22 protein-coding genes and 1 tRNA gene are annotated in these 23966 nt (G+C 49.0%); 6 read left to right on the top strand and 17 right to left on the bottom strand.

The window, feature by feature from the left end; all coding sequences use genetic code 11:
• Positions 1–225: 225 nt before the first annotated feature.
• The 6 genes from BZG76_RS03960 to BZG76_RS03935 all read right to left on the bottom strand — a co-directional run bounded on the left by BZG76_RS03960 (position 226) and on the right by BZG76_RS03935 (position 3842).
• Positions 226–789 carry a dihydrofolate reductase family protein gene (locus BZG76_RS03960; RefSeq protein WP_077460234.1) on the bottom strand — a complete coding sequence of 188 codons (564 nt, stop codon included), beginning with the start codon at positions 787–789 and terminating at the stop codon, positions 226–228.
• 322 nt (positions 790–1111) lie between these two features.
• Entirely contained in the window at positions 1112–1270 is a 159-nt protein-coding gene (locus tag BZG76_RS15320) for a hypothetical protein (protein ID WP_158011315.1), read from the bottom strand.
• Between the two features lie 2 nt (positions 1271–1272).
• Positions 1273–1629 carry a hypothetical protein gene (locus BZG76_RS03950; RefSeq protein ID WP_077460232.1) on the bottom strand — a complete coding sequence of 119 codons (357 nt, stop codon included), beginning with the start codon at positions 1627–1629 and terminating at the stop codon, positions 1273–1275.
• Between the two features lie 77 nt (positions 1630–1706).
• On the bottom strand, positions 1707–2474 hold the full coding sequence (locus BZG76_RS03945; RefSeq protein ID WP_077460231.1) for a hypothetical protein: 768 nt from the start codon (positions 2472–2474) through the stop codon (positions 1707–1709).
• A 134-nt stretch (positions 2475–2608) separates the two neighbouring features.
• Positions 2609–3214: a hypothetical protein gene (locus tag BZG76_RS03940; protein WP_077460230.1), complete on the bottom strand. Its 606-nt coding sequence runs from the start codon at positions 3212–3214 to the stop codon at positions 2609–2611.
• Between the two features lie 151 nt (positions 3215–3365).
• Positions 3366–3842, bottom strand: coding sequence for a hypothetical protein (locus tag BZG76_RS03935; protein ID WP_077460229.1), 477 nt, complete (start codon positions 3840–3842; stop codon positions 3366–3368).
• A 397-nt stretch (positions 3843–4239) separates the two neighbouring features.
• Here BZG76_RS03935 and BZG76_RS03930 point away from each other — a divergent pair, with 397 nt between their 5' ends.
• From BZG76_RS03930 to BZG76_RS03920, 3 genes are read left to right on the top strand one after another with little or no spacing between them, the layout of a single operon-like run.
• Positions 4240–5385: an ISL3 family transposase gene (locus tag BZG76_RS03930; RefSeq protein WP_077460228.1), complete on the top strand. Its 1146-nt coding sequence runs from the start codon at positions 4240–4242 to the stop codon at positions 5383–5385.
• Positions 5386–5407: 22 nt separating this feature from the next.
• The gene (locus BZG76_RS03925) at positions 5408–5617 is read left to right on the top strand and encodes a transposase (RefSeq protein ID WP_443216257.1); all 210 of its coding nucleotides are present in this window, start codon (positions 5408–5410) and stop codon (positions 5615–5617) included.
• Between the two features lie 40 nt (positions 5618–5657).
• On the top strand, positions 5658–6104 hold the full coding sequence (locus tag BZG76_RS03920) for a phage integrase N-terminal SAM-like domain-containing protein (RefSeq protein ID WP_077460226.1): 447 nt from the start codon (positions 5658–5660) through the stop codon (positions 6102–6104).
• A 193-nt stretch (positions 6105–6297) separates the two neighbouring features.
• Here BZG76_RS03920 and BZG76_RS03915 read toward each other — a convergent pair.
• The 4 genes from BZG76_RS03915 to BZG76_RS03900 form a co-directional block, all read right to left on the bottom strand.
• A tRNA-Ser gene (locus tag BZG76_RS03915) sits at positions 6298–6388 on the bottom strand.
• Between the two features lie 138 nt (positions 6389–6526).
• On the bottom strand, positions 6527–7729 hold the full coding sequence (gene fabV, locus BZG76_RS03910; RefSeq protein ID WP_077460225.1) for an enoyl-ACP reductase FabV: 1203 nt from the start codon (positions 7727–7729) through the stop codon (positions 6527–6529).
• A 213-nt stretch (positions 7730–7942) separates the two neighbouring features.
• On the bottom strand, positions 7943–10243 hold the full coding sequence (locus BZG76_RS03905; RefSeq protein WP_021022368.1) for an acyl-CoA dehydrogenase: 2301 nt from the start codon (positions 10241–10243) through the stop codon (positions 7943–7945).
• Between the two features lie 161 nt (positions 10244–10404).
• A complete protein-coding gene (locus BZG76_RS03900; RefSeq protein WP_077460224.1) occupies positions 10405–11088 on the bottom strand; it encodes a TetR/AcrR family transcriptional regulator in 684 nt (227 codons plus the stop codon).
• 496 nt (positions 11089–11584) lie between these two features.
• Between BZG76_RS03900 and BZG76_RS03895 the strand changes: the two genes are divergently transcribed.
• Positions 11585–14227 (top strand): DUF2339 domain-containing protein, encoded by a 2643-nt coding sequence (locus BZG76_RS03895; RefSeq protein WP_077460223.1) that lies wholly within the window; start codon positions 11585–11587, stop codon positions 14225–14227.
• Positions 14228–14545: 318 nt separating this feature from the next.
• Here BZG76_RS03895 and BZG76_RS03890 read toward each other — a convergent pair whose 3' ends face one another.
• Positions 14546–15400, bottom strand: a complete 855-nt coding sequence (locus tag BZG76_RS03890) for an SDR family oxidoreductase (protein ID WP_158011313.1) — start codon at positions 15398–15400, stop codon at positions 14546–14548.
• Between the two features lie 322 nt (positions 15401–15722).
• On the opposite strand from BZG76_RS03890, the gene BZG76_RS03885 reads away from it, so the two are divergent.
• Entirely contained in the window at positions 15723–16577 is an 855-nt protein-coding gene (locus BZG76_RS03885; RefSeq protein ID WP_021022372.1) for a MurR/RpiR family transcriptional regulator, read from the top strand.
• 154 nt (positions 16578–16731) lie between these two features.
• Positions 16732–18177: a pyruvate kinase gene (gene pyk / locus BZG76_RS03880; RefSeq protein WP_077460221.1), complete on the top strand. Its 1446-nt coding sequence runs from the start codon at positions 16732–16734 to the stop codon at positions 18175–18177.
• 81 nt (positions 18178–18258) lie between these two features.
• Here the strand turns inward: pyk and BZG76_RS03875 are convergent, their stop codons facing one another.
• From BZG76_RS03875 to pspB, 6 genes are all read right to left on the bottom strand, one after another.
• A complete protein-coding gene (locus BZG76_RS03875; RefSeq protein WP_077460220.1) occupies positions 18259–18846 on the bottom strand; it encodes a GNAT family N-acetyltransferase in 588 nt (195 codons plus the stop codon).
• A gap of 20 nt (positions 18847–18866) precedes the next feature.
• Positions 18867–20408 (bottom strand): transcriptional regulator TyrR, encoded by a 1542-nt coding sequence (gene tyrR, locus BZG76_RS03870; protein WP_077460219.1) that lies wholly within the window; start codon positions 20406–20408, stop codon positions 18867–18869.
• A 399-nt stretch (positions 20409–20807) separates the two neighbouring features.
• Positions 20808–21842 (bottom strand): YcjF family protein, encoded by a 1035-nt coding sequence (locus BZG76_RS03865; RefSeq protein WP_077460218.1) that lies wholly within the window; start codon positions 21840–21842, stop codon positions 20808–20810.
• Between the two features lie 11 nt (positions 21843–21853).
• Complete coding sequence (locus tag BZG76_RS03860) at positions 21854–23245, bottom strand: YcjX family protein (RefSeq protein WP_077460217.1); 1392 nt, start codon at positions 23243–23245, stop codon at positions 21854–21856.
• Positions 23246–23335: 90 nt separating this feature from the next.
• The gene (gene pspC / locus BZG76_RS03855) at positions 23336–23731 is read right to left on the bottom strand and encodes an envelope stress response membrane protein PspC (protein WP_077460216.1); all 396 of its coding nucleotides are present in this window, start codon (positions 23729–23731) and stop codon (positions 23336–23338) included.
• Complete coding sequence (gene pspB, locus BZG76_RS03850; protein WP_021022379.1) at positions 23728–23958, bottom strand: envelope stress response membrane protein PspB; 231 nt, start codon at positions 23956–23958, stop codon at positions 23728–23730. Before pspB ends, pspC begins: the two co-directional genes overlap by 4 nt.
• Positions 23959–23966: the final 8 nt, after the last annotated feature.

Here is a 23966-nt window from a genome sequence, read left to right as displayed (position 1 = left end):
CATTAGCCCTAGCTCAGGATGAAGAGTCAAAACAAATCGAGTACGCTCTACAAAATTTCTTCCCTTCGATACAAAAACAAAAGTCAGGCCAAAAGCCAAGACCAGTGGTAATAAAATTAGGGCGATAAGTTGCGCCATAGTTTAAATATCCTCCTGCTGCATAACGCCGCGCTTTGCGGTTGCGTTGTAGCGCTAGCGGAAATGCAATCCGGCAACAGCACCTTGTTATAAGTAATTTACTTCGTACTTTACTTGAACAAAGTCGTTTGCAAAAGCAATCGCCTCTGAGTTTTCCAGTTTTATTTGATCGTTTAGTTGACCAAAAAGCGGGATGCCGCCGCCCAACAAAATAGGTGCTCTAGTGATTGTCATTTCATCGATGAGCTTATGATTTAGGAATGATGTAATTGTGCTTCCACCATCAATATAAGCATGGTTGAAACCTTTTCCCTCTAGCTCTTTTATTAAGTCAGTAATATCACCTGAAAACATTTCTACCTTGCTCTTCAAGTTTTCCGGTGGTGTTGTAATCGTGTTACTCAACACGACAATATGAATATCACCATAGGGCCATTGCTCAGCAGACAAATTCATATCCGAAATCGTTTCCATACACTTCCGCCCCATGATCATGCAATCAACTGAGGCTATAAACGCTCCAAATCCCATATCTGGATTTTCTGCGATGTCAGCTTTTGAATTGCCAGCATTGTGAAGCCAATCGACAGATCCCTCAGTAGTGGCGATGTAGCCATCTACGCTCGTGGCGATATATACAGAGCATTTCATTTTATATCCCTTTAGCTTGGTGCTTAAGATTACTTATAACGCCNCAATCAACTGAGGCTATAAACGCTCCAAATCCCATATCTGGATTTTCTGCGATGTCAGCTTTTGAATTGCCAGCATTGTGAAGCCAATCGACAGATCCCTCAGTAGTGGCGATGTAGCCATCTACGCTCGTGGCGATATATACAGAGCATTTCATTTTATATCCCTTTAGCTTGGTGCTTAAGATTACTTATAACGCCCGTAAGCAGGGGCATATTTTTGCGTTTTGAGCGTAGCGAAGAAAAAATATGTCCCGCTGACTTGGTTTGTTATATGCATTTCAAATAGGTTCTTTACCTGAACCTTTACAGCGCTGGCACTCTATTGGCTGATATTGAATTTCGCCATCTCCAATATCACTCACATCTTGGAGATCAGGTTTACTGACCCCTGTGCCACCGCAAACAGAGCAGTTATTCTCATTTTTCTCGTCGTTCATTTTCATTTCCATTTAACTATTGCATTTGCTTGACAAGATGTGATTCCTGAAAGGCCATTTCGACCCATGGATATTCTTATACGCTGCTCATTTACCGGCACGATTTCCTTTCCTACATTATCTGCATGTTCCCATGCTATAGCTGTAAGCTGGCTTTTACATGCTGTAGCCAATGCATCGCTCTCCGGAATAAATTGGTAGCGTGAATAATATACTGTAATTCCGAACCCACCTTCTCGCTCTTCAATCCCGTATTCAGTATCTTTGTCATAAGTCGAAAGTGGCGTATTCGTATGACTTACCGGCGTGGCGCATCCTGTTATGAGAGTGCTGAATATTAATAAAACTAAAAACCTCATTATGACTCCGATTTGCATATAACGCCCGCGTAAAGCGCGCGAGGTACGAGCGTCGCATTTGACGCGATTGTTAGGTGCTATACGTGATGCAGCCATTTTCTATACTCTTCCACACTTTCTAGAGCCTTTTCGAATGATTCCGGTGGACCTTCACCGCGCACAAGGCTTACAAGTGTGGGTATGCTCATTGTTGAAACTACGCTCCCATTCGCCGCTTGATTTGCCCTTGCGATATGATGAAACGTAACTTTTTGAATTGCCTCTCCACTTCTCTCTTTTAGGTCTGCGATTAACTCGTTTAAATGAAGATAAGCTATATTCCCGTAAGCAAGAGTTTCTGAAACAGACGGAATATAGCCTTTGTGAACTACCGCGTTACGAAATTCCTTCCATGTTCTAGTATTGCTTTTTGAAACGCCATCGAGATTGGGTTTATCATTGTCAATGATTGGTGGCTCGCCACCATTATGGTCTATTAAGTATGCGAAAAGATATGCACCAAACTGCCGCTCAGACTGATTTGCAACGTGCTTCCAAGCTTTTTGAAAATCGGTTAGTTCCATGCCGTGTTTCAGGCAGGTAGTAGCCACATAGAATTCATAGAATCGCTCGATAGCAGCAGCAATGCTGGTGACGGCTTCCCTTGGATAGCCATCGATTAATGCCATAGCACCAAAGTCGAACAGCACCTCAAACTTCTGTTCTTGGATTACTGTAAGAGTTGTGTGGCCGTTGCTGCATGTTGACGAATATAGGCCGTCATCACGAATTTCAACAGGTTGAAATTCTAAAGACGGACGCCCTTGCTCTTGAAAGCATTGCATACAGTTAATTCGTAGCTTCATAACTTCCTTGCACCTAACGCCCGCCTAAGGGGCTGGCAACGCACAAACACTAAACTCAAATACAACAACCGTAACCACCGCAGCTCAATGGGACTGGAAACGCCACGCGTTGACAGTCCCTCTTGAGGCGTTTGTTAGCCGAAATTTGACGGTATATCCTCTGATTCAAGTTCTCTATTTATCAAATGGAACTGAAAATTTCGGACATTGTTTTTTTCCCGCAGACCTTCAATCATTTGTTGAAGAGTTCGACCTGACTTATCGTAACCAATAATAGTATTGACAGCTTTTAGCTTTGATAAGAACGGAGTTGAATTAGGATATTGAATTAGCTGTGCTTGAATATTTGCCAAAACGCCTCCAGGAACGATATCCCAGCAAACTACTAACATATTGATTGCATTGTTTAGTTGCTTTGCAAGTGGATCCCATTTTTTAGAAGAGGAACCTCCAGAACCACCTCCTCCTTCTCCGCTTGTCACTAGAGGATTAAATAATGGTAAAGGGGATAATTGAGTAAGTTTTAAAAAATCATCTGCGGCATGAGAACCACAGTAAAAAGTTCCTCTATCACTTGGATTACTACGAGCTACATAATCAAAACAGTAATAACTGTCCGTAAGAGTATCGCTAGTACAACTCAATTTTGTCTGTCCATTTAGCAGCTTCACATGAGCCACTGGATGAATATTATAATTCTTAACAATTCGTTGACGGCTTTCTGTTCCGCGACATTTCATAGATTAAAACTCTTTCAATACGACATACTAGACAATACACATATCAAGCATCAAAGTTCAACTTTTTCGGCTAACGCTGCCATAAACGGCGCGAGCTTGCGAGCGTCCGGCGACCGTAGGAAGCGAATTTAATGGCCTTGTTACAAGGCATTTACTTAAACCCTAGATATGCAGCGACAGCAAGAAACACCAAGCCGCCGACAACGCGCACAACCCAAGGATGCTTAATGAAATCAGCTGTTACCGTGAAAGCAGTGCCAGCTCCAGGGCCAGTGGAAATGTATGAGGCGGTCACATCTTTCCCGCATTCATTTATTTCGTAGTCACTATACCCATGTCCTGCACTTATTAGAACAACTCTGGAGCTTGTACGATTAAACTCTTGAACCTCTTTGTAGCTTTCATCTTGTACAGTTTTAAGTTCTTCTTCATGCGCTTTTTCTGTTTCATTTATCTTTATCTGTATAATTTCATTTGGCGGCAATATATTTCCATCGTAATAGATGGATTTGCCGAGCTTATATGGTTTAACAAGTTTCTTCTTAAGTTCGTAAACTGACAGATCTTTGAATATGCAAATCCAGCCGTTTGAACTTTTAGTTTTTATCGTTACGTGAAGATAGCTCATTGTTGACTTGCCTTGTAACATTGTATTAGTGCGCGTGCTCGATTTGTCAAAACCGTTATACGCGTCATTTTTTAACTAACTACTTATAATTAAACACATTTTTAACGATTGAGGCAATCACTTTGCCTGCAAAAGTGTGCATGCCGCCTATCCCGGCCAAGGCGTTCACATTATCCCCAAAGGATAAATTGTAACCCTATGATTATATTGTATTAATATTTTCTCTTTCGGCGATAATGTGAATGTGCCTCGAAAAAGCGTGCACACCATTTGGCTTTCCTTACCAATAAGCTGTATGAATAAGGCTCTTCACCGGATGTGATGGAAAGTGTTTCTTTTCAAATTTTCCGATTAATTGGAAAATAAGGAAACACTCTGCACTTGAGCCCTGAATCAGATGAAAGATACAGCACTCTATCAAGCGATCCTTGGACTGATTCCGCCATGGACTGTCGACTCTGTCCAGGTGGATAAAACGAGCCAACGTATTATCGTGACTATCATGCACGAAAGTCATTTAGGCGTTGCTTGTCCAACATGCTCGAAAGCGGTAAGAAAGCATGACTCTCGAAAGCGGATATGGCGTCACTTGGATACATGCCAATACGAAACATATCTTGAGGCCCAAGTGCCACGTGCTGACTGTCCAAAGCATGGGGTTCAGACCGTTTCTGTTCCTTGGGCATCTCCTGGAAGTCGCTATACCGAACTCTTTGAGACAAAGATTATTGAAACACTTCAGTTCACTTCTCTTCACTCTGTATCTAAAGCATTTCGACTGAGTTGGGGAGCCATTGATCGGATAATGAAAAGGGCTGTTTCACGAGGGCTCGCCCGGAGAAATTTAAATAAGGTAGAAGATCTGCTGGTAGACGAAACTGCCTTTTGCCGAGGACATGATTATGTCACGGTGATGTCGAGCCGAACGGGCCAAGTTCTCGCTGTTGCCGACGGTAAAAGTGAACAAAGCTTAGCAAACTGCTATCGAGTGCTGCCTAATATCGCTAAACAACAGATCCGTTCAGTCTCGATGGATATGAGCCAAGCTTTTATGAATGCAACCGAGTCCTTCTTTGGCTCACGCTCTAAACGCCTGATTGCAGTTGATCATTTCCACGTGGCAAAAGTGCTCACCAAAGCTGTTGACGATGTTCGCAAGCAAGAGGTTAACCGTCTACCGCCATACCTTAAACGAGAGTGCTACAGAACGCGTTATGGCTGGCTCAAAAGAAATAGAAACCTCGCTGGTCGCCTGAGGGAGCGTATAAACAAATTGGCCAAGCTCATGATAGATACAAGCCTTAGCTGGTTGCTCAAAGAGCAAGCAAGACTAATCTGGTACGGAGGTTCGATCAGAAGCGCAAGGAATCAATGGCTAGAGTGGCTTGCTTTAGTTAAAGCAAGTGGAATTAAACCATTGATGACAGCAGCGGCGACAGTGAAAAAGCACTTACCAGCAATCCTTAATGCNAAGACTAATCTGGTACGGAGGTTCGATCAGAAGCGCAAGGAATCAATGGCTAGAGTGGCTTGCTTTAGTTAAAGCAAGTGGAATTAAACCATTGATGACAGCAGCGGCGACAGTGAAAAAGCACTTACCAGCAATCCTTAATGCAATGCGGCTGAAGGCATCGAATGGCCTGGCGGAAGCTATAAATGCCAAAATCCAGTACATGAAGCTTAGAGCCAAAGGCTTTAGAAACAAACAACGGTTCAAGACAGCGATACTGTTCTATTTTGGGGGGCTTGATATGACTTTCCACCATGAACGGTGAAGAGCCATGAATAAACAGTCTTAGAGGGAGGGAAAAGATCATGACCAAAAGTCCGTTTATGGCAAGCCTTCAGCACGAGATTAGGCGACGAGGCTATGCGATTAGAACCGAGAAAAGTTACTTGTACTGGGTTCGTCGATTTATCCTTTTCCATCACAAGCAACACCCTACAGAGCTCAGTGACGAGGATGTAAAAACGTTTCTGTCTTATTTGGCGAATGCGCAGCAAGTTTCACCAAACACACAAAAGGTTGCCCTCAATGCATTAGCCTTTCTTTACAACCAGTTTTTAAACCAACCGCTAGGTAAGATTGCGTTTAGTCCGTCCAAAAAATCGCCGCGAATTCCAATTGTGCTCAGTAAAGAAGAAGTTGCCAAAATTTTCACCTACCTTAGCGCAAGAGATAAGCTGATTTGTGGGCTTATGTACGGCAGTGGCCTACGCATCAATGAGTGCTTGAGGTTACGCATTAAGGATTTGCTTTAACACCCACGCTACCGCCCTTTGGTTAGCGGCATCCAAAAGGCCTTACAGGGCAATTTTTTGCGGGCTAGGTTATCAGACGCTGGGCAGTGTGTTTAGGCAAAGGAGTCTAAAATGTTGGCGGGGTCAGAATTTAGAAATTTTTGGGAGTATAAACGCAAAAAAGCCGCTGACTGAGCAGCGGCTTTTCTATATGTGGCGGAGAGATAGGGATTTGAACCCTAGAAGGGCTATTAACCCTTGCCGGTTTTCAAGACCGGTGCTTTCAACCACTCAGCCATCTCTCCGGAACGCGGCGTATATTATTGGCTTAGGCTTCGCTTGTAAAGTAAAAAGCGACGATTTTGGTTTGTTTGGTTAGCTTTCGTGCAATAAAAAAGAGGCCAGCGTTTGGCTGACCTCTTTCGTCTGTTTTCTAAACAGTTTTAGATGTTTTCGACATCAAATTCTACCAATGGGCTCACGTCTGCGTCGTAGTCTACGCCGTCTACGCCAAAGCCAAATAGCTTCAAGAACTCGGCTTTGTATTCGTTGTAGTCGGTTAGCTCGGTGAGATTGTCAGYGGTGATTTGCGGCCACAAGTCGCGACAGTGCTGCTGAATGTCTTCGCGTAGCTCTAGGTCGTCTAAACGCAAGCGACGCTCGCTATCAACGGCAGGCTCGCTGCCATCGGCTTGATAGAGGCGTTGCGTAAACATGCGATGGATTTGCTCCATGCAGCCTTCATGGACCCCTTCTTCGCGCATTTTTTTGAACACCATGGCGATATAAAGCGGCATAACGGGAATAGCCGAGCTTGCTTGGGTCACGACGCTCTTCAATACGGCGACGTTGGCGCTACCGCCTTTGGCGGCAAGCGTCTGGTTTAGCGCGTTGGCGGCACGGTCTAAGTCCATTTTGGCTTTGCCTAGTGCCCCTTCCCAGTAAATTGGCCAAGTGAGCTCTGTGCCAATGTAGCTGTAGGCGACGGTCTTGCAGCCTTCGGCCAATACGCCGGCGTCATTGAGTGCGTTAATCCAAAGTTCCCAGTCTTCACCGCCCATGACAGTGACGGTGTCTTGGATCTCTTGCTCAGTAGCAGGCTCGACGCTCGCTTCGATAAGTTGATCTTTGTTGGTATCGACGGCAGTTGAGGTGTACGTCTCACCGATAGGTTTGAGTGATGAACGTACCAGCTCGCCGCTGTCAGGTAACTTACGGACTGGCGAGGCCAGTGAGTAAACCACCATGTCGATTTGACCCAAGTCTTGTTTGATCAAATCGATGGTTTTTTGCTTGGCCTCGTGCGAGAAAGCATCGCCGTTCAGGCTTTTTGAATACAGGCCTTCTTGCTTGGCAAACTTGTCGAACGCGGCTGAGTTATACCAGCCTGCGGTGCCTGGCTTTTTCTCGGTGCCTGGCTTTTCGAAGAACACGCCTATGGTTGCTGCGCCGCCACCAAAGGCGGCTGCAATGCGTGAGGACAAGCCATAGCCGCTGGATGCACCCACGACCAACACACGTTTTGGCGCATTGGCAATCGGGCCTTGCGCTTTGGTGTAGTCAATTTGTTCTTTTACGTTCGCTTCACACCCCACTGGATGGGTGGTTGTACAGATAAATCCGCGAATTTTAGGTTTGATGATCATATTCAACGTCCCTCACAAAATTGAGGCTAGGATAAATACTAACGCCTGCCTATGCATCCCCTTTTATGGAAAAAGGGCAAAAATACCCAGTGGTTGGAGGTGTTGCAGGCAAAAATAGTGGGCAAGATCGCAGTGTAAATCGGTTCCATGAGCGAGCCAACAAAAAAAGCGTCTGCTCATCACAGACGCTTTTCATTAGCGTAATCACAGCGTTTAAGCGGCTTTATTCGGGTTGGCTTTGTCGATAGCGCCCCCTTGTAACTGGTTTGAGGTAAACCAATCGGCCTCAAAGTCATCCACTTGTACGGCGTAAGCACGCAACGCATCGGCCTCAAGCAATTTTTCACGCGCATCGGCGGTGATAATATTTTGCTCTACCGCTTGTTGTGAGCGGTCGGCCAGGCTGGCTTTACCATTGATTTTCTTGGCTTTTACTGCCTTAATCAGGGCTTTTTCGGTATCACGACACGCCCACATGGCTGTGAAGGCGCGTTCCATTACCGCCACCGGATCGTCGGCTTTTTCCCCAACATAGCAAAGATGCGTCCAACGGTCGCGCTCTGCACTTGGGGTCATTAACTGCTCGGCGATCTGGTTGAGCAGTTTGTCGGACGGCATCGTATAACGCATGCCTAATGGGAACAATAGCACCCGTAAACTACGACCCACGCCTTTGGCCGGGAAGTTGTTAAAGGCGCCATCAAAGGCTTTGGCACACTGGGCTAAGCAGTATTGCAGCGCATAGTGCACCATTGGCAGATCTTGGCTTGGACGCCCTTCATCTTCATAGCGCTTCAGGGTTGCCGATGCCATATAAAGGTGACTCAATACATCACCAAGGCGCGCTGAAAGCATTTCGCGGCGTTTTAGCTCACCGCCTAGTGACAACATCGCCACATCGGTGGTTACCGCCAGTGCACGACTCATGCGAGTAAGATGGCGATAGTATTTGGCCGTTTCACCACTAACCGGTGCACGGTTAGTCAGCGAGCCGGTTAACGCATTCACTAACCCCATGATGCTGTTTTTAGTGGCATGACCAATGTGTTTAAACAGCAGGTTATCAAATGCTTGTGCGCCTTGCTCTTGGTCTGGGTTAGCCGCCGCTTCCATCTCTTTAAGTACATAAGGGTGGCAACGGGTCGCCCCTTGACCAAAGATCATCAGGTTGCGGGTAAGAATGTTCGCCCCTTCCACGGTGATCGCGACAGGAATACCAAAGTAATGGTGGCCAATGTAGTTGAGTGGCCCCAATTGAATGGCACGACCCGCGTGAACATCCATCGAGTCGTTTAAGATGGTGCGCGCGATCTCGGTCATGTGGTATTTAGAAATGGCGGTGATGATCGCCGGTTTCTCACCTTGGTCAAGCGCGGTGGTGGTCAGGGTACGGGTCGATTCAATCAAGTAGTTCAACCCGCCCATGCGACCCAGTGCTTCGGCGACCCCCTCAAAGCGGCCAATATGCATACCAAACTGCTTACGTACATAGCTGTAAGCGCCTGTGGTGCGTGTGGCTAAGTGGCCGACCGCCGTGCCGAGCGCAGGCAGCGAGATCCCACGTCCGGCAGACAGGCATTCCACCAGCATACGCCAGCCTCGACCTACGTAGTCTTTACCCCCGATGACCCAATCAATCGGAATAAAGACGTCTTCACCACGGGTGGTGCCATTCATGAAGGCCATATTGAGTGGGTTGTGGCGATCGCCAATTTCCACCCCTGGATGGTCTGCCGGGACCAAGGCACAGGTGATGCCGAGATCTTTTTTGTCACCCAACAACCCTTCAGGATCGCCGAGTTTGAAGGCGAGCCCAACGACACTGGCCACGGGGGCTAAGGTGATATAGCGCTTGTTCCAGCTTAAGCGGATCCCGAGAACCTCTTCGCCATTATGCTCACCCATGCAAATAACACCATGGTCGGGAATGCTCCCTGCATCCGAGCCTGCTTCCGGGCCTGTGAGACCAAAGCAAGGCACTTCACGGCCATCGGCCAGACGTGGCAGCCAGTAATCGCGTTGTTCTTGGGTGCCGTAGTGCGTCAGTAGTTCTCCTGGGCCCAGTGAGTTCGGCACCATTACAGTGACCGCCGCGCTTAAACTGCGCGTCGCAATGCGCGATACGATGGTGGAGTTGGCCAGCGCCGAGAACGCGAGGCCGCCGTATTCTTTGGGGATGATCAGCGAGAAAAAGCGTTCTTTCTTCAAGTAATCCCACACCTCTTCCGGCAAATCTTTTTGCTCTTGCACGATTTTAAAATCGTCCAGCATGGCCAGTAAGGTATCGAGTTGGTTATCAATAAAAGCTTGTTCTTCAGCGGTGAGCGTTGGCTTGCCATAGCTGTGCAAGGTTTTCCAATCTGGCGATCCGGAAAAGAGTTCGCCATCCCACCAAACGCTGCCCGCTTCCATCGCTTCACGCTCTGTCGCTGATAAGGGTGGCAGCACCTTTTTGAAGAAAGTAAACGCTTTGTCACTAATCAGTGAACGACGTAATGAAGTTTGAGAGCTCATGATTCAGGTCCTTTTGTTGATCATGGTTGCACTCTTGTTGCTGTTATTGTGCGACCAGAACGGGTTTTACATTGCATTCCACGCATTGTCAGACATCGACAATAACGTGGGCGAATAAATGAGGGCTGGCTCCACGCCTACCACGCCCATACGTTGTTGCGCTAGTCGGCCTGCGATTCCGCCGCAAACGGGAGCACTTGGCCTTGCTGCATCACTGCTGGCTCGGCGTTCATCCCTGCTGCTAAATACGGGATGAGGCGGTCAACGATCGCTTCGGTGTCTAACGTGCGATCAAAATCATTTTCGGCAATATCACGGAGTGCCTCGCTCGATGCCATGGTGAAAATGGCAGCGCCGAGCGTAAAATGGATGTGCCAGAAAACGGCTTCGGGGGTGAGTGCCGGGTTGGCTTTGTGCACCGCTTGGTTAAACAAGGATAAAACGTGCTCATAGCGCGTGGTAATAAACCAACGCAAGTGCCCTTGCACATCGGTGTAGCCTCGACCAATTAATTGCATAAAGGTGGCCGCGCCATGAGGCCGGTATTGGTCAAGTGCGAGTACCGGCTGTTTGGCACAAGAAAACACTTGGGCCATCGTACATTCACGCTGGCTTAACAACATTTGCAGTTGTTCGCCAAGTGCGGGCATAAATGCCTCGAGATAACGTCCAAGCACCGCGCGCACCAATGATTTTTTATCACCAAAATGGTAATTCACCGAGGCAAGATTAACCCCTGCTTTGCTGGTGATGGTGCGCAACGATGTTTCTTTAAAGCCATGCTCGGCGAAGAGCTGCTCCGCGGCATCCAGTATTTTCGCTTTGGTGTCGCCTCGTCCTGCCATTATTCATTCACCTGATTTAAACGCTTGTTTAACTTTATACCGACAAGCCTTATTTAACAAGTAAGAAACACCTATGTATCGCATGAGCAACATCACATTATTGAGTGATGACAAGGTGATCAGGCCATTACTGGCGTTCAGCGCCCGTTTGTTGTCACCGTATAATGTTTGGTAAATGATCCGTCTGAGACAGGAGGGGCAAGACGATATGTAACGTATTGAATATCAGAGACTAAGCCAGTAAGCCCGTACGGCCGCAAAAATAGGCGGCGCTTTTTTTATACCAATGTGGGAACCCATTCGCATTTTTGCTAGTCACACCTTGTGCCACTGCTTTTTCTAGAAGACTTTTCTTCTATGCCCACTTGCTCGTTGCTTGTGGGCTTTTTTATGCGCTTACTCCCAAATCTGGGCTCTTTTCGCCCGATTTCGATGATTTAATGTCTATCCACAGTAAAGTGTGTCTGCGTTCGCTAACAGATGTGGTCACCCTATTATGTATTTCACTTTTCTTGTCGCTATGGCGTTGATCATTATGGTCGGCAGTATTTGCGGCGTTGTTGCGATTATTAAAGTGAGTTCCTTGCGTCATGATCTTGAGGCGACCCAACATGCACTGAGGCAGTTGCGTCAGAGGCAAGAGACCACGACAAGTTCCAGCGAGAACCACACGTCATCAAGCATGCGTTCGAGCAATGAACCTTCAGTAAAGTCATCAACGGAATCGGACGCTTTAGAGGAAAACCGCGAGCATCATACTCTCCAGCCCACAGATGCCCCCCCTCTTCACGACGATAACGCCATGCGTGCCACCAAAGGACATGCGATGGCATGGCTTGAGCGCGCGAAACAGCAATGGCTGGTTTGGAGTGGCGCCGGTATTTTTACCCTCGGTGGACTTTTCTTAATTTCCTATCTGATCAGCGAAGGCTATTTTCCCCCTCTTGCCCGTCTTGGCTTGGGAGCGCTGTTTGGCGTCGGTTTGATTGTAAGCAGTGAGTGGCTGCACGATAAGTTGCGCTGTTATACGCAAATTGATTGGCCGAGCTATGTGCCCGCTGCCATTGCGAGTGCGGGCTTTATCAGCTTGTTTGGCCTGACCTTGATGGCGGCGACGCCCTATCAGTTTATTTCTGATCCTATCGCTGTTGTGATGCTGGCGCTGATCTCGCTCGCTGCGACCTTCTACGGGCTTAGGTTTGGCCCACTACTGACCGTTGTCGGGCTCATCGGTGCGTATGGCGCGCCATTGTTCTCTACCAGTGCCACCCCCAGCTACGGGTTGCTCGCCAGCTATTTTTTACTCGTCGCCGCCGCCATCACCTATGTGGCTCAACGTGTCGAGCGCCGATGGCTGTGGTATAGCTTGTGGGGGATGCATCTTGCTTGGTTATTTGCTTTTGCCCATTTTTCGGCGCCCCTGCTTATCGTCACTGGATTTGCTGTCGGCTCAGTCTACGTGCTGATTGCAGTACCAAGATTGGGTTGGTTGCTTAAACCAACATCTGACGGGCCACTATCTTGGCGTATTCTTGTCGATATTCGATCATGGCACCATCACGCACTCGACACCTGGCTGATGCTTGCCATTATGCTGATTGCATCAATGGCGGCATTTCCATTATCTATCACCGCTGGTATTCCATTGATCGCAGCACTAGTGGGGTGGCTTTACCTCGCTCCCCTATTCTCTGTGCGTTGGGGTGCTTGGCCTGCTCTGGGCTTAATTTGGGCCGCGCTTTGGCTACTGACAAGTGATCTTGATGGCTCTGCACTTGCCCAACATATGGGTTTAAGTATCGGTGTGTTTACTCTGTTATATAGTTTGGCCTTGGGTAAGCGTTCGCCAAAAAGCATTCAATTTATCTGGTTGGCGTGCCTAGCGACACCATTAATGGTGAGCCTAAACTCAGTAGTGACGGATCCGTTTTGGGGTGGGCAACCTCCTCACGCATATAGCACCCTATTATGGTCAGCATGTTTAGCCGGTGGCGCGGCGATATTAGCGGCATTTACTCGTTATTTTAAAGGGACAGACCAGACACAACATTTAGTCCGGTTAAGCCTATGGTGTGGGGTGAATGCACACCTTGCGCTTGCGCTGACCTTACTATTGAGCAATTACGCGCTAACCTTGGCGATCGCTCTTCAAGCCGTGGTGATGCTTTGGCTCACCCATAAATACAGGATTACACTCGCTGATTGGATTATTCAAGCCCTGGTCAGTATTGTGCTCGCTCGCGCGACCTTATTATTACTCACAACCAATCACATGACATCGGTGCCCGATACACTGTGGCTTTATCCGTCGCTTAGTCTGTTGATTTATGGCAGTCAGCGTTGGGTACAAAGCCAAACACTGCCCGCTTGGCTCACGGGTGCCCAGTTACAGCTCATCGCACTGTGGCTGACCAGCACGACAATTTGGCTGTGTGATCTTCAAGGCCTTAGCGGTGTCATCTATTCCGTCTCAGGCGCTGTGGTAATGAGTATGAACTGGTCATTGTTAGCTTGTGTTTATCTTTATCGCTATCGCCTCGCGCAGACGTTCGCTTTTTTATACCGCTTTAGCGGGATAGCACTGCTGGCATTGAGCATACTCATCCAACTGATCCTCTTTGTCGACCACAATCCCTACTTTGAAGAGGTATCTATTGGTTATTCGCCACTTTCCAGTTTGCTCTGGCCTTGGTGGGGCGTCCCCTTGCTGGTTTGTCTTTGGCTGGGCCGAGAGGGATCCTCATCGAGCCTGGCGTTTAACGCGCGAGTACAACTGCTTACGGGTACCGCTGCGGCATTTTTTGGGTTCTTGCTCGTCAACGGATTAATCCGCCAAGCTTGGCAAGGTGACACCATTGTGCTTTCACTGCCAACATCAAACGCAGAGCTTTACACTTATTCATTGGTTTGGTTAGTAATTGGCAGCCTGACTCTGCTCGGTGGATACTGGCAACAATCGGTACGTGTGCAGCAAGGTGCCATGGCGACTTTGGCGTTAGTGATATTGAAAGTTTTCTTGGTTGATATGGCAAGTTTGGAGGGGCTAATGCGAGCTTTGTCCTTCATTGGCCTCGGGCTATGCTTAGTGGGTCTAGGTGGCTTATTCCAGTGGCTCAAACAACGCCAATGGGCCGTGTAGTGCTACACCAATTACACGCAGGATAAATAATTTATATCTGTTTCAATTTAACGAGATGGCGGCGTTTATTGCCGCCAGGTTTGTGATAAAAATCACGAAATCGTCGCCCATTGACAAGATTTAGCGACTTTTTTAAATCATCAGGAACTTCTTGGTCATCGCCCAGTCCTAATGGGTGCATCGGTAAGAAATGCCTTGTCCCCCTCAGCGATTGAGGTGCATGATTCACCTTTCTTTCCGAACTGCTGCTGCTTTTTCTACTTACTTTAGAGTTTATTTGTCTCTACCTTTATTTTGCCCACCTTGTGTGGGCTTTTTTTATTTTGGTGCAGGGTCATCAGACGTTACCTGGCCATTGGCAATCATTTGATAGGGCGACGCATACCGTAAGGTGAGTCCCAGCTGCGCCAGCGTATGCGAGGCATCAATCCATTTTCCATCGCCAGCACTTGGGTGATACTCAGGTGGCTTTAATCCCATTTCACGTGCAGCCCAGCTGTAATAAACGCTTTTGGATGGATGAAGATCCGCACTCAAATGGAAAACATGCCCCCATTGGCGCTGATGAATCATTGCACTGATTGCAGCCATAACATCGCTACGATGGATAAGGTTAACCGGCTCGCTACCGCCAGACAGCCCTGTACGCCCTGACAACATGGTTGATGGGTGACGTTCACCGCCAATTAAACCTGCCAAGCGCAGCACACTGCCCCGCTCGCCATACACGCGATCAACATGGGCTTCAATGGCTTCATGCGCTTGACCGGATGCCGTTGTCGCGGCGGTCGGTGTTTGTTCTGTGACTTGTCCTTTAAGCTCTCCATACACAGACGTCGTGCTAATAAAGAGCACATGTTCAACGCCCGCTTGTGCCAGATGATCAATAAAGGCGGTCATCGCGTTGCGGTAGGCATCAAAATCGGCATTACGTCGCCCTGCCGCGATATTGATCACCACAATGTCGCAATCAAGCAATGGCTGCGCGTGGTGGTAATCGGGCGCCATGACATCAAAAGGCACCATTGGCGCACCTAGTGACTGGCTCCATGCTTGCGCTGCATCCGATTGGCGCTTGGTCCCCACCACCTGATGCCCTGCCGCTAGCAAGTGCGACGCAAGGGGGGTACCCAACCAACCACAACCACAAATTCCGACTTTCAATCCTGACACAAGCACTCCTTAGGGTTACGTAATTATTTTTCAATGTAATCGGCTTCACACCGCTTTTTGCCCCATTTTTGACCGATTATTTATTTCGCGCTGTAAATATATTCCTTCATTGTGTAAGGAAATAACCAAAAGCGTGAATGGTGACAAAGTTTTCATTCTCAGATAGTCATAATAATGTCATTACAAAGCGTGAGACGATAGACTATTCATCATTAAACGGTGGTCAAAAACCGTGATGATTGACGTACTTAAACACTACATTTTGTTCGCTCTCAGGGAGCGATAGTTTTTAATTTGGTCTTGAACGTAAGCGGTAACTCAGATGAATACTCTGGAAAAAATACAAAAAAATATTGAAAACTTCAGCAAATCTGAAAGAAAAGTTGCTGAAATTATTGTCGCCTCGCCTCAAACCGCTATCCACTCAAGCATTGCGACGTTAGCGAAAATGGCTGATGTGAGTGAGCCAACGGTGAATCGCTTTTGTCGTCGTTTAGACACCAAAGGATTTCCCGACTTTAAACTGCATTTAGCGCAGAGCTTGGCAAACGGTACGCCTTATGTGAACCGTAACGTTGAAGAGAACGACGGTGCCGATGCTTACACAGCCAAGATTTTCGAGTCAACCATGGCCTGTTTAGATGTGGCGAAGAACAGCATTGATACACACCAAATTAACCGTGCTGTTGATATGTTGACCCAAGCAAAGAAAATTTCTTTCTTTGGTTTGGGTGCGTCAGCGTCTGTTGCCCACGATGCGCAGAACAAGTTTTTCCGTTTTAACATCCCTGTCGTCTGCTTTAACGATATTGTGATGCAACGCATGAGCTGTATTAACTGCAATGACGGCGACGTGGTGGTGATGATCTCACACACAGGCCGGACCAAAAGCCTGGTCGACGTGGCGAACTTGGCCCGAGAAAATGGCGCCACCGTGATTGGTATCACCCAGCGCGATTCACCGCTCGATAAGGTTTGCTCGCACACCATTCAACTCGATGTCCCTGAAGATACCGATGAATACATGCCAATGGCAAGCCGCGTGGTGCAAATGACCGTCATCGACGTCTTGGCTACCGGTTTTACCCTACGCCGCGGCCCCGGCTTTAGAGATAACTTGAAACGTGTCAAAGAAGCCATTCGCGATTCACGTTTTCATAAAGAATCATTGACCTAATCCCGAGGAGTGCATGGCACTCCTTTTTTGTGTCATCTCGTTGATATTTTCCGTGCGCTACACTGATGTCAGCGTTTTATTGGTTTGTTACTAAGCGGTGATGCTTGCCTTGTAACACGCTTCTTGCGCATCACCCTGTCTACAGGAGTTCATCATGTCTGCAAAATTGAGAAGAACGAAAATTGTCACCACCTTGGGCCCGGCAACGGATAAAGACAGTGTGTTAGAGGCCGTCATTCAGGCGGGTGCGAATGTCGTTCGCCTCAACTTCTCTCACGGCAGTGCAGAAGATCATATTAAGCGTGCCGAACAGGTGCGTGCTATCGCCGCACGACTGGGTCGCCATGTGGGGATTTTAGGCGATTTACAAGGCCCTAAGATTCGCGTATCCACGTTTAAAGACGGCGCTATTGTGCTTGCGGTGGGTGATAAATTTACCCTAGACAGCGATCTTTCTCCGGGAATGGGCGATCAAGACGCTGTGGGGCTGGACTACAAGGCGCTACCGCAAGATGTCACCCATGGCGACATTTTGCTGCTCGACGATGGCCGTGTACAGCTCAAAGTATTGGCCGTTGACGGCACCAAAGTGCATACCGAAGTCACGGTGGGCGGGAAGCTATCAAACAACAAAGGGATCAACAAGAAAGGCGGTGGCCTGTCTGCGCCTGCGTTGACCGAAAAAGATAAACAAGACATTCTCACCGCCGCCAAAATCAAGGTCGACTTTTTGGCTATCTCGTTCCCTCGCAACGGTCAAGACATGCATTATGCCCGCTCATTAGCACGCGAGGCTGGTCTGGATGCACGTTTGGTCGCCAAGGTTGAACGCGCAGAAACCGTGGTGAGCGATGCCAGTATTGATGACATTATCGAAGCGTCTGATGTGGTGATGGTGGCACGTGGCGATCTTGGCGTCGAAATTGGTGACCCTGAGTTAGTCGGGGTACAGAAACAATTGATCCGACGCGCACGCAGTATGAACCGCTTAGTGATCACTGCCACACAAATGATGGAGTCGATGATCACAGCCCCGATGCCAACCCGTGCAGAAGTGATGGATGTCGCTAACGCCGTGTTAGATGGTACCGACGCGGTAATGCTATCAGCAGAAACCGCAGCAGGACAGTATCCGGTTGAGACGGTACGCGCCATGGCAGAAGTGTGTGTCGGTGCGGAAAAAATGCCGTCGGTGAATGTGTCTAACCATCGCTTGGATCGTCAGTTTGATAGCCAAGAAGAGACGGTGTCGATGGCAACCATGTATGCGGCAAACCATATGAAAGGGATTAAAGCCATGGTGTCGCTGACTGAGTCAGGCCGCACCGCGTTAATGATGTCACGTATTTCATCGGGTAAGCCCATTTTCGCCTTGTCTCGCCATGAACAAACGCTGAATCGTGCAGCATTGTATCGCGGCGTCACCCCCGTGTATTTCGACAGCAACAGTGGTGCCGGTCCGCAAGTGGCCGAGCTTGCCCTGCAGACACTGAAAGCGGGTGGGTTTTTGAATGAAGGCGATCAGGTGATCATGACCCAAGGTGACCAAATGGAAGTGGTTGGCTCAACCAATACGATGCGAGTCTTAACAGTGAAATAGCGAATGTCCATGAGGGCACGAGCAAAAACAGCAACGCAAAAGGCGATCGCAATCGATCGCCTTTTTTCATGGAACCTTCCTTTAGGACGACGATTTAGGGCGCCAGTGGGGATTAATATGTGCCATTAACAGGTGATCTTCCCATTGACCATTAATGAGCAGGTAATCCCGTGCTCGTCCTTCTCGTTCAAATCCAACGGCCTCTAACACCTTGGCACTGCGCGCATTGCATGGCATATAAGCGGCATTGACGCGGTGAATATGGATATTATCGAATAACCATTGATTGGTGGTCGCCAATGCGCGGCGCATAATGCCCTGCCCTTGTGCCGCTTGGTCTAACGAGTAACCGACGGTGCAAGAATACGAAGGATACTGCATCATGCTGGTATAAGAGATCACTCCCAATACCGTGGGAGAATCTTGCGTGGCAATTAAAAAATAATATGCCAGCTGATGCTTTTGTAACTCCATCAGCTGTAGCACCCGCCGTTTCCAGCCCTGCTCGGAGTAAAAGCCCGATGTTCGCGCCGGCTCCCAGGGGGTAAGAAAGGCACGATTGCGCTGAAAGTACTGCACAACTCGCATGACGTCTTCATGGCTGATGGCATCAATGCGCAGTTCATCCACGGATAATCGCGGCAAATCACTCACCGAGGGTTCGTACATAGTCACTGTCTTGGCCCGCGTTATTTCTTACCAATGCCATAGTCGCGCAGTTTATTGGCGATAGCGGTATGCGAGACATCCAGCCGCTTAGCCAGTTTACGCGTGGAAGGGTAGCTTCGGTACAAGTTATGCAATATGCCAGACTCATAACGCTTCATGATTTCGTCCAACGATCCATCAATCGACTCTTCGCTCATAAACTGAGTGTTTTCGATTTCTGGTAACTGCACATCGTCTATCGTCATCACGTCGGCATCGATTTGGGTCATCGCATGCAATAACACATTGCGAAGCTGGCGGATATTACCCGGCCATGCATAGTGGGTCAGGTAGTCTGCAAGCGCGTCATCGATGCTTGGCTTGGATTGGCCCAAATCGGCGGCAAATTGTTTAATAAATAGCTGCGCAAGTGGCATCACATCCGCAGAACGTTCTCTCAGCGGTGGAACCGTCAGCGATAAGACATTAAGGCGATAAAAGAGGTCTTCGCGGAATTGGTGCGCGGCCACCAGCTCAGGTAAATTTTTCTGCGTTGAGCAAATCACCCGCACATCGACCTGCATTTCACGCTCTTCACCGACCCGACGGAAGGTGCCGTCTTGCATAAAGCGCAGCAGTTTTACCTGCAGGTGGCGGCTCATTTCACCGACTTCATATAGGAAGACGGTGCCGCCGTCCGCTTGCTCTAAAATCCCTTTTTTCGCGCTACCGCCCTCTTCTGCGGCGGCCATGCCAAACAGCTCGGTTTCAGCGGCGTTATCAGGCATCGACACGCAGTTCACCAGCAAGAAGGGTTTGTCTGCCCGCAGTGAATGCCGATGGCAAGCGCGCGCAATCATCTCTTTGCCTGTTCCGGTTTCGCCTTGTACCAACAGTGGCGCGTCGAGCATCGCTAATTTTTTAGCTTGGCTCATCAGCTGCTTAAACTTGTTGGATTGGCCAACGAGGTGCTCAAAACCATGGTCGCTAGGCGTGCGGAAAACCGTTTGCGGGGTGTTATTCAGCGCCACTTGTTTCAGTTGGACCACGGCGCTCACGAGCACAGGCTGTTCGCTTTCATCGTTGATATGAACAGGCATCACTTCCATGAGGAAGTCGAGGCCAGCCATCACCACCATCCTACAGCTTTGGCTGGCTTCTTCTTTTTCAAGCCAATGGGCAAACTGAAAGTCAGGAAACACGGTGTTCGCATACTCGTCGATAAGCTGATGCTCACTGGATCCAATCAGATCTTGTGCCGCTTTATTGGCCATATCGATGTAGCCGTCAAGGTTGATCGAAACCACAGGATCGGTCAGGCTTTCGACCAAGGCACGTAGCTCTTTATGCTCGCGCTCGGCAGGCAAGAACTGGACTTTGCGCACATCGGTGACCCCAGAAATCAGTCGAATTTCAGACATCAACTGACTAAAGGCTTCAAATTCAATTTCAGGGCAGTTCAGATAGATAATTCCGACCTGGTCGATTTCGATCCCGCGTAGATCAATATCGCGGCGAACCAGAATATCAAGCAGTTCGCGGGTCAGTCCGATCCTATCTTCACAACAGACTTTCAGTCTCATAATGGATTCCTGTAACGTGACAGTGATACCCAATACCGGCGCAGAACAAGATGGGATGAGGTGATTAAAACCTGCTCTGATCAAGACGTTACAAAAGCAATCGTCAGTATTTTTTCATGCGCCGGATTAGCTGTCAGGATAAGTTGACACTGAGGCGAAGTTTGAGCGGGTTAGGGTTAACAGTCAAGCCCTGATGCCATTTTTGCCTTGCGACATCACGTTTGTAGCACAGACTTTTTCCGTTTAAACTTTTGATTATATTATAAATAAAAACATAAGGTGACAGAGCGCAATAGGCTACGATGTCACCAATAGCCTGTTACTAAGAGCCTGTTACTAAGAGCATGTTACTAGAGCGTCACCAAGAACGTGCCACCACGCGTGCTACACGCATTCGCGTCAGTGGGTTGATTCGGCGGGGGTTGGGCTTTTACCCATTAGCCGTTTTACCAGCTCGCGCCGCAACTGTGACAAGCTCGGGGCCGCTTGCCCATGCCAAGGCAGTGGCCGCATCAGAGTCATGGTTTTTAATCCAAGGCGAGCCGTGAGCAAACCAATCCCCAACCCTTGGGCGACGCGACCAGAAACACGTCCAGCAAGGTTCACTGAAAGGACATCAAAGCCAACATCGGTCATGGCCTCACTCGCGCCGGCAAGCGCCATGTTGGTGAGAACCATTTTAAGTAAACTCAATCGGGCTTTGACCCCAAGTTGAATGCCATACACGTTGGCAATCTTGGTCATTAAATGAAAATTTCGCCACGCAACCAGTAACATATCGGCGGCCGCCAGTGGGCTTACGGCCACCATTAAGGCCGCCTCTTGCGAGTGTTTCGTCACCAAGGCGCGCGCTGCCTTATCCTGAGCGCTGAGTACCTGTTGCTCATAAAGGCCTAAAATTTCGCTGTCGTTATGGGTTGCCGTGATCGCTTGCTGCCACTGTGTAAAAGCTGGACGCTGTACTTGTCCAGTTTGCTCCGCTAACTGACGACAAAAGTGTTCGCCCTGCCCGACCGCATCACTGGCCAGCAGTTGCTCAGCCTGTTGGCGGACAGCATCGCGTTGCAGCAAACGACGCATCGCGCGCCATTCTTTACCCAGCATCACCAATCCAGTCGTGGCGATGGCGATCAACAAACCTTGCCAGCCAAGGCTAAGCCAATCTTGCGCTAGCCAGCTTTGATACACACTGTCAGCGGATTGCCACAATGCCAGTAGCATGGTTGCCAACATAAGAAATGGCCACACTCGGCGTCGCTTGCGTGACGAGGGGGCGAGCGTTGCATCAAGCGAGGCTTCCCATTCAGTACTCGCCGCCGGCGTAAAATCATGGTCCGATTCAAACGTGGTGCCTTGTTGTATCCGGCTATCTAATGCCGTCTGGTCTATCTCGGCATCCTGTGCAAAGGTTTGTTTTGGCTTATATTGGGTCATGACTACCTCATTTATCGAAATTTGTCGCCAAGCAAATAATCCAAGGCTTTATCCATGCGGATATGTGGCAAGGGGGCATCGAGTGGCGCGGGTTGCGGACGAAACGACGGGAAGTCAAACCCTTGATCCTGCCAGAAGGCATCTTCCGGTAACTGAGCCGGTACCTCTCCCGGGTATAACGTCACTGGGCTGTTATCGGCCAAATGGCCTTTTAACGCGCTTTGGGTGCTGCCTTTTACCGAGACATAGCCCGGTGTGGTTGCTTCAATCGCGGCGACACTTTGACAGCGCATATCAATGCCTTCAAACGCCGCCTGTTGCCACGCTTGATGAACAATTTGTTGCAATAGGCTCACCAAGTTTGGATGTTGCTCGGGGGTCACATGATCGGCTTTGGTGGCGGCAAACAACACTTTATCGATACGGGGCGAAAACAGCCGTTTGAGTAACCCTGACTTGCCGTATTTAAAGCTTTGCATGAGCTGCTCAACGGCGAGGCGCATATCGTGAAACGCAGCGGGCCCAGCGTTCAACGGTTGTAAGGTGTCGACCAAGATGACTTGGCGATCAATTTTGGCAAAGTGTTCGCGGTAAAAATGGGCAACCACATGTTCACAGTAATAGTCGTAGCGTGCTTTGAGTACCCCATAGTTGGAGTTTTTCCCTGCTTTGGTCAAATCCTGTTCATTGTCCGAGCCAACCCAAGGAAAGAACTGCACCACAGGTGCACCAGCCAGTTCCCCGGGAAGCACAAACCGGCCAGGTTGCACCCAATGCAGCCCGCCATGTGCTTTACACTGGTGTAAAAAGGCCGTGTAGTCGGCAGCAATCTCAGCCAGCTTTTTTTCATCTGCAGGTGCAAACGGGTCGAGCGCCGCGGCTTTGGTTGTCCACGTGCCAGCAAGCTCGCCACGACGCCCGGTCAATAATCCCGACTGTTTAGCTGACCATTGCGAGTAGGTTTGACTCAACAAGGGTAAATCGAGCAGCCACTCTCCGGGATAGTCAATAATATCAACGTACAAGGTCGCCATGTCGTTAATCGCTCTCAGTGCGGCAGACTGGGGTCGATACCGCACGGCTAGGCGTACTTCACTGACATCACGCGTGGGTGACGGCCACACCGGCGGAGTACTATGTAGCGCCTGCATGGCAGAGTCGTAATCAAACGCGGGCAAGTGCATATGTGGATGTGGCTCTCGACGCGCCCCTAATCCACGTCCCTGCTGCACCAGTTGCATTAACGGCAAATGAGGCTCGGTCCCCAAATGCGTCAGCTGGTTAATGAGTGAGGTAATAAAGGCCGTTTTTCCCGCACGCGAGAGGCCAGTAACCGCAAGACGAACATGACGGTCAGCGCCTCGGCTGGCCCACTGCTTTACGCGCCTTTTCACTGATGGCATAAGTTTTTATGGCTCCTTGATCAGCCAAGCTGCCTACGACAGGCAGCCGCTGTGCATGGTTAAATGCGTGTTCTGATAAGTTGAGGCGGATTATAGCTTTTTAAACGCTTGATCAACGTTAAACGCTGATGATGTCACATAGGCTTCCATCTGAGTGATCTTGTCTTCCATTTGCGTGAACTCGCCGTTGAGATCACGGATCAGTTGGCTGGCTGACTTGCCCGACTGCCATGGCTTTTGTTTCACCTGATGCGCTGGCGCCGCCTGAGTCGGCTCGACCGTTTCGTGTTCTTGCGCCGGTTTTTTATCTAAGATCAGCACGGCGGCGATGTAGGCCACCACCACAAAAAAACCGAAGCCGAGCAAAAACGCGGAGACCGTCAGGATCCGTACTAACCAGGTTTCCATCCCAAAGTGGTTGGCAAGGCCGGCGCACACACCGGCAATGCGGCCGTTGTCTGGATCTCGATATAAGGTTCCCCTCATGCGCGTTGCCTCCATTGTGGCGCTTCAGCATCAAGCAAGCGCTCTAAGTTATCCACACGGGCTTGCAGTTTTTCAGCGCGCTGAGCCAGCTGCTGTAACGTTTCGTAATCTTGCCCACTTAAGCCCTGCTCAACTTGGCGTTTACTGCGGTAATGCAGCAACAGCCATAGCGGGGCGACGAACAGTAAAAATATCGCCAGTGGAAAGCCAAGAAATAGTGATGACATGTCCGCTC

The sequence above is a fragment of the Salinivibrio sp. AR647 genome (assembly GCF_001995415.1).
Lineage (GTDB): Bacteria > Pseudomonadota > Gammaproteobacteria > Enterobacterales > Vibrionaceae > Salinivibrio > Salinivibrio costicola.
Note: the sequence above shows the minus strand (reverse complement) of the source record. Positions and strands in the feature narration are given on the sequence as shown.